Source organism: Treponema brennaborense DSM 12168, assembly GCF_000212415.1.
GTDB lineage: Bacteria > Spirochaetota > Spirochaetia > Treponematales > Treponemataceae > Treponema_F > Treponema_F brennaborense.
Window position 1 is genome coordinate 2,206,741 of the sequence record NC_015500.1, and the last position, 14,320, is coordinate 2,221,060.

Sequence of the window (14,320 nt, forward strand, 5' to 3'; positions counted from 1 at the left end):
GTGAATGAAAATGTTGCAATTGTCATACTGAATTACAATACTTTTGAAGATACGGTAGAATGTGTGAATTCTATTCGCAAACAGGATTATCCAAAAGATCTTATTCATATTGTTATTGTTGATAATAAGTCTACGGATAATTCAGCAAATTTGTTAAAAAAAACACTTTCGGGACAAAATATACATTTTTTACAAAGCAAGAAAAACTTGGGTTTTGCCAATGGCAATAATTTAGGAATTTTGTATGCTCGTGAAGTTCTGCATACAGACTATGTGTATCTGGTAAATAGTGATATAGAATTTTTTGATGAAAATGTACTTTCAGAAACATTTGATGCTGTTGAACCCAATATTGCTGTTGTTGCTCCTGAAATAATTAACTCAAAAAATGAACCTGCATACCTTTCTCGTTTGACAGTTCCTACGGTTGCAGAGCAGAAAAAAGAATATTTTAAGCGGAAACTATATTTGACAATTGTGAAGCATAATTTTCTGAATGCAATTTATTCAAAATTCAAGAAAACAAGAAATTTGTATGTTCCACCTGTCTATGATGGAAAAGCAAGTCGTCAACCAGAAATTTCAAATGATATATGGCTGCCAGGCTGCGGATTTTTATTAACTCCCTACTATTTTAGCCATTACAAAATGCTTTATCCATATACATTTATGTATTATGAAGAATCTATACTTTCTGTTTTATGCAGACTGGGGGGGGGGGTAAAATTAAAGTTTTTCAACACATCGCGGCTGCTTCATAAAGATGGAAAATCAACAGATACGCTTTGCAAGAAGACAGAGCAAGTTTCACTTGCAAAGCTGGAAATGTTTTGTCATGGAAGTAAAATTTTGCTTGATGTTATGAAACTTTCATATCAGAAAATTCAGAAACGCATAGATAAATATCCGCTTTCTTTAGAAAAGGACTGTTCATTTACAGGAGTTTTAAAATGAGAAGAACAATAACAGCTCATACGATGGTAAAAAATGAGGACAGATTCATTTGGTTTGCTATCATGTCTGTAATTGATTATGTGGACAAAATGATTATTTTCGATACCGGTTCTACGGATAATACTGTCGCAATAATACAGAGTATCATTGGATCAGGCTATGAGGATAAAATTATTTTTGAAGAAAAAGGCGATGTTGACCGCACTCGACTTGGTGTATTGCGACAGGAAATGCTTGAAAAAACTGAGACTGATTATTTTATGATTTTGGATGGCGATGAAATCTGGTGGAAAGATTCTATCGAAGAACTCATAGCAATTGCAAATTCAGCAGAAGAACCGTTATTAGTCGCTCAGCATTACATAAATTGTGCAAAGGACATTTTTCATTACCGAAAACCAGGAAGGGATGTTTTTGCTTTTCTAGATAAAAATGAGGCATCAACAATCCGATTGTATTCAACGAAAATACCCGGCATTCATTGCGGCGGCTATTACGGAATAGAAGGATTTTTTGACGGCGACAACAATGAAGTTCAGTGCGGTAAATATCAGATTTCATGGCAAAAAGAAAAGTATTTTCATACATCATATATTCAGCGCTCGTCAAATCAAAACAAAGATTTAAAGGCTTTCTCTCGGATGAGCAAACTTTTTATGTCTTATGATTATAAATTCCCAAAAAACTACAAATTTCCCGAAGTTTTCTATGAAACTTATCCGGCGCTTGTCTGTTCTCCATTCAAAAGAAATATCTTTTCATTAAGAACATTTGGGTATTTTCTGCTTGATACCCTGCGTTTGCGCCTGATTATAAATTTATTCAGAAAGAATCAATATCAGGAGGGGAAATAATGCAGAAAATTTGTTTGGTTACATGCGGCGATTTGCCAGTCCCTGCAGTTCAGGGAGGGGCTGTTGAAACTCTTTTGCAGCTTCTTGCGGAAGAAAATGAACGGCAACTAAAGTGTGAATTTGTTATTATATCTCGCTTGTATGAAAAGGCTTTTGAAGAAAGTAAAAAATACAGGCATACACAGTTTTTATATAATCGTGCAGATACGTGGCTTGAGCAAAAATTGCAGTTTATTTCTCGTACTGCAAACAAATTGTGCAAAATACTTTTTAGAACAGAAATACCGGTTTATTCTGCGTGGTATAAGCGCTCTTATAAACTCGCAGTTGCCTGTAAACCTGATTTTGTTGTCTTTGAGGGCGGGAATATGCCCGCTTCGTTTTCTGTATTCAATAAAACTTTTACACAGGACAGATTGGCTATTCATTTGCATGGAAATTGGTTTCCGTCACCGTTTGTATCCCGTCTGTTTGGTCGTGTTATCAGTGTAAGTAAATTTGTGAATGATGAATATCTTTCTTCCTGTACAAACAAAGATATTAAACCGTTTGTAGTACTGAATACAGTAAATCAGTCAGCCTTTAGAAGTAAAATCTCGGCAGACGAACGAAACGTGATTCGGCGTAAATACGGATTTACAGATTCTGATTTTGTCATTGTATTTTGCGGACGGATTTGTGCAGAGAAAGGTGTGCATGAACTGGAAAAAGCCGTATTGAATGCAGAAAAAAATGTAAAGCTTTTGATCATCGGAAGCCCCCAATATGCAAACGGAACAACGTCATCGTATTTAAAGGAAGCCATGCGCCTTGGTCAGATTGAGGCAGGACGCATTGTTTTTACAGGATTCGTTCATAATAAAGAGGTATATAAACTTTACAAGTCTTGTGAATGCATGGCTCTTCCCAGTTTATGGGAAGAGCCATGCGCCTTGGTACAGATTGAGAGCATGACAGCAGGGATGCCGTTAGTTGTTACCCGTTCAGGCGGTATTCCAGAATATGTAACAGAAAAATGCGCAATAATTTTGGAACGTGATGAACAATTGGTATCAAATATGACTGAAACGTTTAATAAACTTTGCCATTCGCCGGAAGATTGTTTGTCAATGTCAAAAGCAAGTCTTGAACGTGCAAGAGAATTTTCATTGGAACGGTTTTACGCTTCTTTTTTGGAGTGTTTTTCATGAATACGTATGTAATAAATCTACCTCGTGATGCAGAACGAAAAAGATATATGCAGAAAATTCTGCAGGAACAGAACTTCAAAAACGTTGTTTTTGTTGAGGCTGTCTATGGAAAATCTCTTTCTGCGCAAGAAAAAGAACGGCTTTTTGACAGCGCTGCATTTACAAAAAAATATGCAAAACTCCCGAATGATGCACAGATTGGCTGCACATTAAGCCATCGAAAATGCTATGAGGAATTTTTACAGTCAGGAGAAAAATCTTGTCTTATTCTTGAAGATGATATTGCACCAAAGTCAGAAATGATGCCCGTCGTAAAGAAAATACAACAGTTCCTTGAATCTAAAGAAGAACCGGCAATCGTCTTGCTTTCGGGATGGTTTTGGTATACAAAAAAAGAATTTTTTGCCGGTAATGCACTAGGAAGCCTGTATTCAGGCTTCCTCGCTCATTCATATATGCTGAATGCGAGAGGTGCAGAGTTGTTGCTTGCGCAAAAACCGTATTATGTTGCAGATGATTGGTACGAATTTAGAAAAAACTTTGGAATCAAGATGTATGGTCTGCTGTCTCACATTATAAATCAGCAATGGAATGGAAACTTTAAAAGCAACACGGACAGTCTTTCCATAAAATATGAGAAAGGGTTTATTTGTGCAAAACTTGCACTGCGTTTTAAAGGTCTTGCTCAAAAAATGCTTGCTTTAATAGGACATTATGAAGGAGTGGAGTGATGGAAATATATATATTTGTCTGTATGACATTGATGATTCCTGCTCTTTTTTCTTATCCAAAGCAGATTTCTTTCAACGTAATGATGTTTCTTTTTATTCCTTTATTTCTTTTATCTGCTATGCGCTATGACATCGGACGTGATTATGATTCCTATATGATAATTTTTAATAATCCGGAGAAAATGCAAGTTCATGAAAAAGGATATATGCTGCTGAATAATTTAGCTATAAATTATGATCTCACTTTACAGGCTGTGATTATCATATATGCAATGTTTACTTCGATATTTGCCTTTCTTTTCATTTCAGAGAATTCTAAGAATAAGATACTTTCCCTATTTATTTTTTATACATATACGCCGTTTTATTTGCAGACTTTGAACACATTACGTCAGGGGCTTGCTATCTATATTTTTATGTATGCTACCCGATTTATCCGAGAAAGAAAACTTTTTAAATATTGTTTTTTTATATTAATGGCAGCATTTTTTGCACATAGTTCCGTTTTAGTAACATTACCGTTATATTTTTTATTGAACAGGAAATACAGGACAACAACAAAAATGGTTTTAGTCGGGATTTTTGTTGGTATGTCAAGCTTGATGCATTTGATTATAAAAGCAACTCCTTATGCTGTTTATCTTTTAGGAAGTTCGGGTGAAGGAAGTTTTTCACCTGTATTTATACTTGATGTGCTTTTATGTGTAGTGGTTGTACTTTTTATGGTAAATAATCATGAATATATTTTTTATAATATAGCTTTTTTAAGTATTTGCATTTTAAGTATGGGAATTGCATTGAATGATTCTCCTATATTTGTGGTTGTTTCAAGAATAAATGAGTTCTTTTTGCCTGGTTTGATTATTATGATTCCTTCTTTTATCCATAAGCAAAAAAAATATAAAGAGATAGGATATTATGCCTGCATTTTATGCTTTTTTTGCGTATTTTATTTTTCAATACTTATGAATGGTGTAGAGAATCAGCTTGTTCCTTATAAAACATTTTTTGGTGTTTATCATACTGGTATTTTTTTTGATATTTCTATGATAGTGATTGCGGGCATGTTTTCATTGTTTTTATTAAAAATTACCGATAGTTTGCAGAAAAATAAAATTGGAAACTTTTTTATTTGAATTATTAGGAGCGATTCTTTAATGACCATCCTCTTCATCACCGCTTTTCCACCAAATCAAAAAACTGCCGGGCAGGACTATACTCGCCGGCTTCTGAATGATTTGACAGAGAAAGGGCATTCCGTTTCTCTTATATACGCAGACTATCCCGGTCATTCAATCGAGCTTGATAACAGAGTAAACGTCATTTCCGTTATACACCCGGACTTCAGAAATTGCCTTTTTCATCTTCGGCTTCATCCGTTCTATACACGGCGGTTTAATAGCAAAACGCTTGAATGTATAAAATCACGGTCTGCGCATTTTGACCTGTTGTATTTTGATTTTTCTCAGATTCACGTTTATTCGCTCTTTGTAAACCATCCGAACAAAGTCCTGATGTGTCACGATGTCATCTGTCAAAAATTTAGCAGGAAGGGAAAAGTTCAGCTTCCGTGGATAAAGCGTTGCGAAAAGAAGTTGCTTTCAACTGCAAATAAAATCGTTACGTTCAGTAAGAAAGATTCCAATGTGATAAAATGTGAATATGGACTTGATTCTGTTCCTGTGAATTTCTATCTGAAAAACGGACAGTTTGATTATTGTTCCTCAAAAATAACGATATATGAAAATACGTTCTGTTTTTACGGTGCCTGGAACCGCGCGGAAAATACAGAATGTCTGGAATGGTTCTTTTCTGAAGTGTATCCGAACGTCAGAGGTAATATTGAGTATGTGGTAATCGGCGGAGGAATGAGTAAGTCATTGAAAAATTGGCTTTGCGCTTATAAAAATGTAAAATGTCTTGGATTTGTTGATAATCCTGTGGTTGAGATTGCAAAGTGTCAGGCTTTGATTGCTCCGCTTCACAAGGGGGCTGGTGTAAAGGTAAAAGTCATAGATGCTCTTTCCTGCGGATGTTCTGTCATCGGAACGGATATTGCATTTGAAGGTATTGAGGATAATTCCGAAAACAAACTGTTTTATGTTGCGGATCTGCCGGGAGAGTATGCCGATTTATTGAATCAATGGAAAACAGTTTCCGCTGAGAACAAGCAGGCGGTGGCGGATGAATTTTTCTTACGATACAACAAGAATCATTTTACCGATTTAATAGAATCCAAGAAGAAAGCAGATTCATTATCCTAGAAATAAGCTTAGAATGTTGGCCGTAAGATTTAAGCGTCACGGCCGTAAGGTTTGAGAGCCACGGCCGTAAGGTTTGAGAGCCACGGCCGTAAGGTTTGAGCGTCAAAACAGTAAGGTTTGAGCGTCAAAACAGTAAGGTTTGAGCGTCAAAACAGTAAGGTTTGAGCGTCAAAACAGTAAGGTTTGAGCGTCAAAACAGTAGGATTTGAACGTGAAAACAGTAAGGTTTGAACGTGAAAACAGTACGTCGATACAATTTTCCGGCACAACGTAATGCGCTTGTCCTTTATTTCCGATTTTAATTGCTTGATTACCTGGTACGTGTCAAAAATACTTTTGTATCCGGTTTTGTCGAGAAGTTTTATAATGCGGGTGCCCTGCCGGTTCCGATACGTACTATGCAAAATGACGGGAAAGCGTTAAAATAAAAACGCTATGCAAAAACGGCTTTCACAATTGCTCACCGGGTTTCAGCACGAAACGGCTGGCGGATCCTCGGATCCGATAATTACGGATATATGTTTCGATTCACGGGCGGTACGCGCGGGATCTTTGTTTTTCGCGCTGCCGGGAACGCACGTTCACGGCAACGCTTTTATAGCGAAAGCAATCGCACGAGGCGCGGCGGCAATCGTCTATCAGGATGATTTGCCCGAAGACGCACTGCGCGCCGCCGAAGAAAGGAACAACGAAGCGGAAGCACCGGTACTCGTCCGGGTACGGGACGCGCGGTTCGCCATGTCGCCCGCTGCGGACGCTTTTTACGATTCACCGTCGGAAAAACTCGCCGTTATCGGCGTAACCGGTACGGAAGGCAAAAGTTCAACCGTATCGTTTATCTGGCAGCTGCTCGGACTCTGCGGCAAAAAAGCGGGATTCATTTCCACCGTGCAGTACTCGCTCGGAGACGACGCGATAGCCAATCCCGAACATCAGACGACGCCGGAAGCACCCATCGTGCAGCGGCAGCTCTACGAAATGGTGCAAAACGGATGCGAGTACGCCGTCGTGGAGTCTTCTTCCCACGGCCTGTCCCGTAAAACGAACCGGCTCGGAGACGTCCGCTTCGACGCGGGCGTATTCATGAACGTTACGCACGAACATCTGGAATTTCACGGTACGCACGAACAATATAAAAGCGACAAGGCGAATCTGTTCCGCGCGCTCGACGCGCACGATCATCTGAAAACGATCGGCGGCACACGGCGCAGGGTTCCCGCGTTCGGCGTCGTCAATCTTGAAGACCCCGCCGCCGCTTATTTCAACGACGCCACGGAGAAAACCGTCTACGGGTTTACCACCGGCGGAGCGGCAGGCAAAAACGCGGATATTCCGCTGCCTGAAATTCCTGCCGAAATTCCCCGCTTTTCCGCAGACCGCGTTGCGGCAAAATCGGACGGAATCGCTTTTACCGCAAACGTTCCGCCCTCGGACACGATTCGGGCCACCGCACCCGACCCGGTCGCCGTAACAGCGCCGCTCCCCGGCGCGTTCAACGTATATAACGTACTCGCCTCGCTCATCACGGTGAGCACGATAACCGGCATTCCGTTTGCACGCGTTGCCGAAAAATGCCCGCAGCTGCAGCCGGTAAAAGGCCGCATGACCGTCATCGACAAAGGACAGCCCTTTGAAGTGATCGTGGATTACGCGCACACGCCGTCTTCGTTCGAGACCATTTTTCCGCCGCTCCGTAAACGCGCCCGGAACCGCATTATCGTACTGTTCGGCTCAGGCGGCGAACGCGACACCAAAAAACGCCCGGAACAAGGCCGCATCGCCGCACGCTGGTGCGACGTCGTCATTCTTGCCGACGAAGACCCGCGCGCAGAAGATCCGGCGGCGCTGCTCGAGATGATTGCGGCGGGCTGCCGCAGTGCGGGCAAAACCGAAGGAAACGGACTGTACGTCGTTCCGCCGCGCCCGCAAGCCATCCGCAAAGCGTTTGCCCTCGCCGCTGAAGGCGACATCGTTTTGCTGCTCGGAAAAGCTCACGAAAATTCAATTATATATAAAGATTACACCATGCCCTACGATGAAATCGCCGAAGCGGAAAAAGCGCTTGCCGAAGCGGGCTTCACCGGCAGGACGGGCGGAGGTTCAGTGTGAAAATTGCAGTCATATACGGCGGAAAATCGGGTGAACACGAAGTGTCTCTCGTTTCCGCCGCGTCGATCGTGCGGAACATAAATACCGCGAAACACGATATCATTCTGATCGGTATAGCCAAATCGGGAAAATGGTTTCTTCAGAATGAAACCGAATGCGAACGGGTACGCGCCGACGCGCACGCCGCGTTAACCGTTGCCGAAGATGCCGACGCGCTTGTCAGCATCGTGCCCGGAGGCGGCACGGAAGGGCTGCGCACTAAGAAAGGCACGCTGCCGGTCGACGTCGTGTTTTCGGTACTGCACGGCACGTACGGTGAAGACGGAACCATTCAGGGCCTGCTCGACATGACCGGCATTCCGTATACCGGATGCAGCACCGCTTCCAGCGCGCTGACGATGGACAAGGAAAAAACCAAGCAGATTTGGCGTGAATCCCGGCTGCCGGTGCTGCCGCACGTCTGTCTTAAACAGCGCGACCGTGTGAACGGAAACGGCGAATCGCTGCAGAAACTGATGCGGCAGGCCGAAACGGAATTCGGCTATCCGCTGTTCGTAAAACCGTGCGGAACCGGCAGTTCTGTCGGCGCCTCCAAAGTGTCAAAAGAAACGGAACTTGAAGCCGCCGTTGCCGAAGCGTTCCGCTGGGACGACAAAATTCTTATCGAACCGGCTATAGACGCGCGCGAAATCGAATGTTCGGTTACCGGCAACAGCGTCAGCGGCGGTGAAGTAACCGCCTATACGCCGGGAGAAATAAAACCTTCGCACACGTTCTACGACTACGACGCAAAATATACCGATCCGAACGGAGCCAAACTGTGCATTCCGGCGGATCTGTCGGCGGAACAGTTGGACGTCGTCAGGAAAACGGCAGTCAAAGCGTATGAAACGCTCGACTGCAGCGGACTTTCGCGCGTCGATTTCTTTATCGACCGCAAAACGGGAAATCTGTATCTGAACGAAATCAACACGATGCCCGGATTCACGTCGATCAGCATGTTTCCCAAAATGTGCGAAGCGGCGGGACTTTCTTACGCCGATTTGGTGGAATTGATCATCACCGAAGGTCTCGACCGCTATAAAGCGCGCCGCGCGCTTAAAACGAGCAGGAACTGAAACATGGCTGAAAAACAGCGTGAGACGGAACCGCATGAATATCCGGCAGGATGCGCGTTCAAATCGCTTCAAGACATCGCGGGAAAACGCGTCACCGTTATGGGGCTCGGCCTGAACGGCGGCGGCGAAGCGTCCGTACGTTTTTTTCTGAAACACGGCGCGTACGTTACCGTTACCGATATGAAAACGCCCGCGCAGCTGCAGCCGACCATAGACGCGCTCACGCCCGAGTCGCTCGCCTATCCCGACAAACTGCGGTACGTTCTGGGCAAGCACGAAATTGCGGATTTTGCGGATGCCGACGTCGTCATAAAAAATCCGGGCGTCAAATTTGAAAACAACGCGTATCTGGCCGCGGCAAAATCGATAGAAACCGACGTGTCCGTTTTTCTGCGTTTTACGCAAGCGCCGATTATCGCCGTTACCGGCAGCAAAGGCAAATCTTCAACCGTAAGTGCGATTCATTACGGATTGTGTGCGGCCGGGTTTGAAGCGTTTTTGGGCGGCAACATTACCGTCAGCCCGCTCACCTTTCTCGATAAAACCGACGGAACGACTCCGGTCGTGCTCGAACTGTCAAGCTGGCAGCTCGCCGATTTGCGCGGACGGCGGCTGCTCAAACCGCACGTGGCCGTGCTCACGAAAATAGTTCCCGATCATCAGAATTGGTACGGCTCGATGGAAAAATACGTCGCCGATAAAAAACTGATTTACGCGGATCAGGACGCGTCGTGCTGGACGGTCTGCGCCGCGGACGACGAGTGGGGCGACGCGTTCGCTGCGGAAACGAACGGAACGGTACTGCGGTACGGCGGCGGAAAGCTGCCTGCAGCCGAATGCGGCGCCTGGATCGGAAAAAACGGAAAAGGATACGTCAGACTGCCCGCCGCGCGTTTTTCCGGCGGCCGATTCGCCGACGGCGAACCGCACGAAGTTCTGGATACGCTCGCCGTCCCCGGCAGCCATATGAAAACGAACGCGCTCAACGCAGCGCTCGTCATGTCTTTGCTGGGAGTAGCGCCGGAACAGACCGAAACGATCCTCGCGCGCTGGCCCGGCATTCAGCACCGGCTTGAATATTTTCACACATGGCAGCTCCCCGGCGCAAAAGGTCGTTCGGTAAAGTTTTACAACGATTCCGCCGCCACGGTTCCCGAAGCGGCCGCAGCGGCTTCACAGGCGTTCGGCAAGCCGGTGCATCTGCTCTGCGGCGGAACGGATAAAAACCTCGATTTTCTGCCGCTTGCCCGAACGCTCCGGTCACAGCCGCCGGCGTCCGTGTACGCGCTGGCCGGAACCGGAACGGACAAGCTGCTGCCGCTGCTCAAGGCGAGCGACATCCGGTACGAGGGACCGTTTGAATCACTCGCGCAGCTGCTCTCCGCGCTGAAACGCAATTTGCAGCAAACCGCCGCCTCCGGCACGGATCGGGAACAGATCGTCGTCTTTTCTCCCGGCGCGACGTCGTTCGGCATGTTCAGCAACGAATTCGATCGCGGCTGCCGGTTCAAAAACGCGGTCGCGGAACTGTTCGGCTGACGCGGGCAACCGCAGCAGCCGGCTGACGCGGCACAGTCTCAGTTTCCGTTTTTATCCGCCGCGTCGCGCGCATCGGAATCACGCAAATTCTGCGGCGCAGGCGCCCCTTCGGGCGAATGCGTACCGTGTTTCAAGTTATACAGATATCGTTTTATTTTCTGACTTGCCGTTTTTTCAAACTGCGCGACGGATTCCACTTTGCCGATTTTTGAAATCCGGTTTACCTTATTGTTTATGAAAAACTGGATTTCGGAAAGAATTTCTTCGCGCTTGTACAGCAAATCGCCTTTCAGTTCTTCAACCGCGTTGCTTACCGCCGCAGCGGCGTTTTCAACGGCAGTCTGCAGCACTTCGGGTAACGGCAGCAATCCCGGCTTTCCGGCGGCCGGTTTTCCGGCAGACGGCTGAGCGACACGTTTTTTTTCTTCCGCTTTCATTTTTTCTTCATCAAGCTGAACGAGCGCAACCAAGCCGTTGCCGTCTTCAACCACGAGCGACTCCGAAACCAGCGGATGCTGATTCAAAATGAATTCGATGTCTTCGGGATAAATATTTTCGCCGGACGCACCCAAAATCATGTTCTTCGAGCGGCCTTTCAGCGACAGCCACAAACGGCCTTTACGCTTTTCAAGCAAACCCAAATCGCCGGTTTTAAACCAGCCCGAACCGCAGCTGTCCGCGGCGGTCGTAAACGCCTGTTCCGTCAGCGCCTCGTCGCGATAGTAGCCGCGCATTACGTTCGGCCCGCACGCGATGACTTCACCGATTCCCGTACGGGGATCGGGATCCAAAATCCGCATCACGACCCCTTCCATCACCGGCCCGATAGTACCCGGAACCGTTTCTTTCGGACCGGAACCGGCAAGCAGCGGAGACGTTTCGGTCAGTCCGTAGCCGATCGCGTACGGAAAGCGCGCTTCTTTCATAAACCGCTCGACTTCGGGATCCACCTTCGCCCCGCCGATACCGAAAAACTTGATTTTACCGCCCATCGTTTTCTTCAGCTGTTTTCCGGCGGCTCGGTTCATCAGTATTCTGAATAACGGAATCGAGTACAATCGGGCGACGAGTTTTTTCGACGTAAAGGTCGGAACGATTTTGTTTTTGTAAATCTTTTCCATTATAAGCGGCACGCTCAGCACGACGGTCGGACGCACGAGCTTGAACGCGGGAAGCAGCGTCGAAACGGTCGGCGGTTTTTCAAGATAATAAACGCAGCTGCCGTTCAGTATCTGCATCGCGAATCCGATGGTAAACTCGTACACGTGCGACAGCGGCAAAAAAGACAGGCAGCGGTCGAGTTTGTTTACGCGGTGAATCGTCTGACACTGAATTGCCGTCCACACCAGATTCTTATGCGACAGTTCCACTCCTTTGGAGCGCCCCGTCGTTCCCGACGTATAGATGATCGAAGCCGTATCGGTTTCGGCAACCGGCACGTCGGGCAAGGGCGCGGCGCTCTCATCAGCCGCCTGAGCATTATCAGCCGCAGCGTGCTCCGCCGCAGCAGTTTCCGCCGGTGCGCGTCCGCCGCGAAGCACGCTGAAATCGTCCAATTTGATGACGACCGGCAGCAATTCCGGTGCGAGCGATTCTATGCGCGCATACAGGCGGTCGCTGACGAACATACCGTCTACTTCCGCGTGACGCAGGATCGCTTCAACCTCTCCGGCCGTAAAATCGGGTAAAAGAGGAACGGCGATGCCGCCGTTGTTGACGATCGCCAAATACGCGGCGCCCCAGTTCGGCATTCCGGAACTGAAAACGGCAAATTTCTGCTTGGGCGCGAAACCGTTCTTATACAGCAGCCGCGCCGCCCGTTCGACCCGCGCGTTCAATTCCCGGTACGTGATCGGAGTTCCGTGTACCATAGAAAGCGCGCTGCATTCGGAAAATTTCAAAAGCGTATTCCGGAACAGGGCCGGAAACGTGTATGTTCCTAAATCAGAAATCGTCTGCATAAGACCTCCTACGAAAAACCGGCAAAACTCTCCGTTAAAACAAGCGGCACCGACTTACAGTATACCGCACCTATATGAAGAAAGACAGCAAAATCGCTGTCTCTCTCCGTCGAGTATCTGATATGAAAACAAAATCCGGCTGCGGACGGTTACCGCCGCCGGAACTGCGTGTTATTTTTTCCAAGGATTTCTGCGGATAAAGGTTTCGCTGCGTTCGTATCCGACGGAAATGATATCCACCGGAGTTTCCGTAAACGATTCGATGAATTCCACGTATTCCCGGGCAGCTTTCGGCATTTTCTTATACGAGCGGCATTCTTTGAGCGACGCTTTCCAGCCGCTGAACTGCTGCAGCACCGGTTTGGCGCGATTGAGTTCTTCAATCGACGCGGGAAAATCCGTTACCAGTTTGCCGTCGATTTCATACGCGACGCACGCTTCTATTTCGTCAAGCGTATCGTAAATGTCCAAGTGCGTCAGCACCAGCCCGTCGATCGAGTTTGCCTGACACGCGTACCGCAGCGCAACCAGATCGAGGTAGCCGCAGCGGCGCGGCCGTCCGGTCGTAACGCCGTATTCGCGGCCCGTGTCGCGCACGAACTGGTACAGTTCGCTCTGATTCTGCTCGTCGAATTCGGTGGGCATGGGACCGTTGCCGACGCGCGTCGAATACGCTTTGAACACACCCAAAATCCGGTCGAGCGCGCGCGGACCGACGCCTGCTCCCGTTGCCGCTCCGGCGGAACACGACATGCCGGAAGAAACGTACGGGTACGTTCCCGAATCGAGGTCGAGCAGCGCGCCCTGCGCGCCTTCCATAAGCACGTTCGCTTCTCGGAGTTCGTGCATTTTAGCCGTGAGGTTCACGCGCATCGCAAGCAGCCGTTCCGTATACGGTGCAAGAAAATCGCGGTCTTCCGGTTCAAGTTCCGCCATTTTGTCGTTCCACTGCAGATCGGCAAGGCGGATGCCGTCGCGTTCGCTTTTCATGGAATACGTTGTGCCGATGCCGCGGCCGGTCGTTCCGATCGGTTTTTTGCGCTGCGCGTCGCGCGTTTTATCCATTTCACGGTAACGGGGAAGCACCAAATGAGCGCGTTCCGAAATGAACACGCGGCCTTCCCATTCGATTCCGCGTTCCTTGAGCATTGCCAATTCCGCAAACAACGCCTCGGGATCAATAACCATGCCGGTTCCCAAAAAGACAACTTTACCGGGATACAGGATTCCGGACGGAACCAGATGCAGCGCATACTGCTCGCCGTTAATGACGATCGTATGACCGGCGTTCGCACCGCCCGAATAGCGGACGATCGCGTCAGCGTCGTCGGCCAAAAAGTCTACGATTTTTCCCTTCCCCTCATCACCCCACTGGGCACCGATAACCACAACGTTCATAGTATAATCCTCCGGACAGAGCCTGCGCAAGAGACGCCGGTTTTCCGACTGTCCCAAACATTTCTACTATATCACAAATCACGGGCCGTGTCATTGGGTAAAACGACGGTGCGTACAGGGAAACGGCACGCGCTCCCGCCGGATACGCGGAAGTTTTCATTTTATGCTCAACCCGTCCCGCCGTTTTTCCGATACTGTATAC

General features: G+C 47.3%; 11 protein-coding genes. 9 read left to right on the top strand and 2 right to left on the bottom strand.

Translation table 11 applies throughout. The features are described 5' to 3' along the window. From TREBR_RS09685 to murD, 9 genes are all read left to right on the top strand, one after another. Nucleotides 1-954: a glycosyltransferase gene (locus TREBR_RS09685; protein WP_013758997.1), complete on the top strand. Its 954-nt coding sequence runs from the start codon at nt 1-3 to the stop codon at nt 952-954. Then, the gene (locus tag TREBR_RS09690) at nt 951-1,808 is read left to right on the top strand and encodes a glycosyltransferase (RefSeq protein ID WP_013758998.1); all 858 of its coding nucleotides are present in this window, start codon (nt 951-953) and stop codon (nt 1,806-1,808) included. Before TREBR_RS09685 ends, TREBR_RS09690 begins: the two co-directional genes overlap by 4 nt. Then, the gene (locus TREBR_RS09695) at nt 1,808-2,998 is read left to right on the top strand and encodes a glycosyltransferase family 4 protein (protein ID WP_013758999.1); all 1,191 of its coding nucleotides are present in this window, start codon (nt 1,808-1,810) and stop codon (nt 2,996-2,998) included. Before TREBR_RS09690 ends, TREBR_RS09695 begins: the two co-directional genes overlap by 1 nt. Then, entirely contained in the window at nt 2,995-3,729 is a 735-nt protein-coding gene (locus tag TREBR_RS09700; RefSeq protein WP_013759000.1) for a glycosyltransferase family 25 protein, read from the top strand. The genes TREBR_RS09695 and TREBR_RS09700 overlap by 4 nt, the downstream gene beginning before the upstream one ends. Nucleotides 3,730-3,752: 23 nt before the next feature. Beyond that, a complete protein-coding gene (locus TREBR_RS09705; protein ID WP_169310636.1) occupies nt 3,753-4,865 on the top strand; it encodes an EpsG family protein in 1,113 nt (370 codons plus the stop codon). A 21-nt stretch (nt 4,866-4,886) separates the two neighbouring features. Beyond that, entirely contained in the window at nt 4,887-5,993 is a 1,107-nt protein-coding gene (locus TREBR_RS09710; RefSeq protein WP_013759002.1) for a glycosyltransferase, read from the top strand. Between the two features lie 435 nt (nt 5,994-6,428). Further along, nucleotides 6,429-8,102 carry a UDP-N-acetylmuramoyl-L-alanyl-D-glutamate--2,6-diaminopimelate ligase gene (locus TREBR_RS09720; protein ID WP_013759003.1) on the top strand — a complete coding sequence of 558 codons (1,674 nt, stop codon included), beginning with the start codon at nt 6,429-6,431 and terminating at the stop codon, nt 8,100-8,102. Further along, nucleotides 8,099-9,220: a D-alanine--D-alanine ligase family protein gene (locus tag TREBR_RS09725; RefSeq protein ID WP_013759004.1), complete on the top strand. Its 1,122-nt coding sequence runs from the start codon at nt 8,099-8,101 to the stop codon at nt 9,218-9,220. Before TREBR_RS09720 ends, TREBR_RS09725 begins: the two co-directional genes overlap by 4 nt. A gap of 3 nt (nt 9,221-9,223) precedes the next feature. After that, nucleotides 9,224-10,759 (top strand): UDP-N-acetylmuramoyl-L-alanine--D-glutamate ligase, encoded by a 1,536-nt coding sequence (murD, locus tag TREBR_RS09730; RefSeq protein ID WP_013759005.1) that lies wholly within the window; start codon nt 9,224-9,226, stop codon nt 10,757-10,759. A gap of 38 nt (nt 10,760-10,797) precedes the next feature. On the opposite strand, the gene TREBR_RS09735 is transcribed toward murD, so the two are convergent. Next, complete coding sequence (locus TREBR_RS09735) at nt 10,798-12,720, bottom strand: AMP-binding protein (protein ID WP_013759006.1); 1,923 nt, start codon at nt 12,718-12,720, stop codon at nt 10,798-10,800. Nucleotides 12,721-12,891: 171 nt separating this feature from the next. Further along, on the bottom strand, nt 12,892-14,118 hold the full coding sequence (gene purA, locus TREBR_RS09740; RefSeq protein WP_013759007.1) for an adenylosuccinate synthase: 1,227 nt from the start codon (nt 14,116-14,118) through the stop codon (nt 12,892-12,894). Nucleotides 14,119-14,320 lie beyond the last annotated feature (202 nt).

Excerpts from the sequence above, each read along its gene's own strand:
- TREBR_RS09690 (WP_013758998.1), top strand. The coding sequence starts at position 951 with ATGAGAAGAACAATAACAGCTCATACGATGGTAAAAAATGAGGACAGA.
- TREBR_RS09695 (WP_013758999.1), top strand. The coding sequence starts at position 1,808 with ATGCAGAAAATTTGTTTGGTTACATGCGGCGATTTGCCAGTCCCTGCA.
- TREBR_RS09700 (WP_013759000.1), top strand. The coding sequence starts at position 2,995 with ATGAATACGTATGTAATAAATCTACCTCGTGATGCAGAACGAAAAAGA.
- TREBR_RS09705 (WP_169310636.1), top strand. The coding sequence starts at position 3,753 with ATGACATTGATGATTCCTGCTCTTTTTTCTTATCCAAAGCAGATTTCT.
- TREBR_RS09710 (WP_013759002.1), top strand. The coding sequence starts at position 4,887 with ATGACCATCCTCTTCATCACCGCTTTTCCACCAAATCAAAAAACTGCC.
- TREBR_RS09720 (WP_013759003.1), top strand. The coding sequence starts at position 6,429 with ATGCAAAAACGGCTTTCACAATTGCTCACCGGGTTTCAGCACGAAACG.
- murD (WP_013759005.1), top strand. The coding sequence starts at position 9,224 with ATGGCTGAAAAACAGCGTGAGACGGAACCGCATGAATATCCGGCAGGA.
- TREBR_RS09735 (WP_013759006.1), bottom strand. The coding sequence starts at position 12,720 with ATGCAGACGATTTCTGATTTAGGAACATACACGTTTCCGGCCCTGTTC.
- purA (WP_013759007.1), bottom strand. The coding sequence starts at position 14,118 with ATGAACGTTGTGGTTATCGGTGCCCAGTGGGGTGATGAGGGGAAGGGA.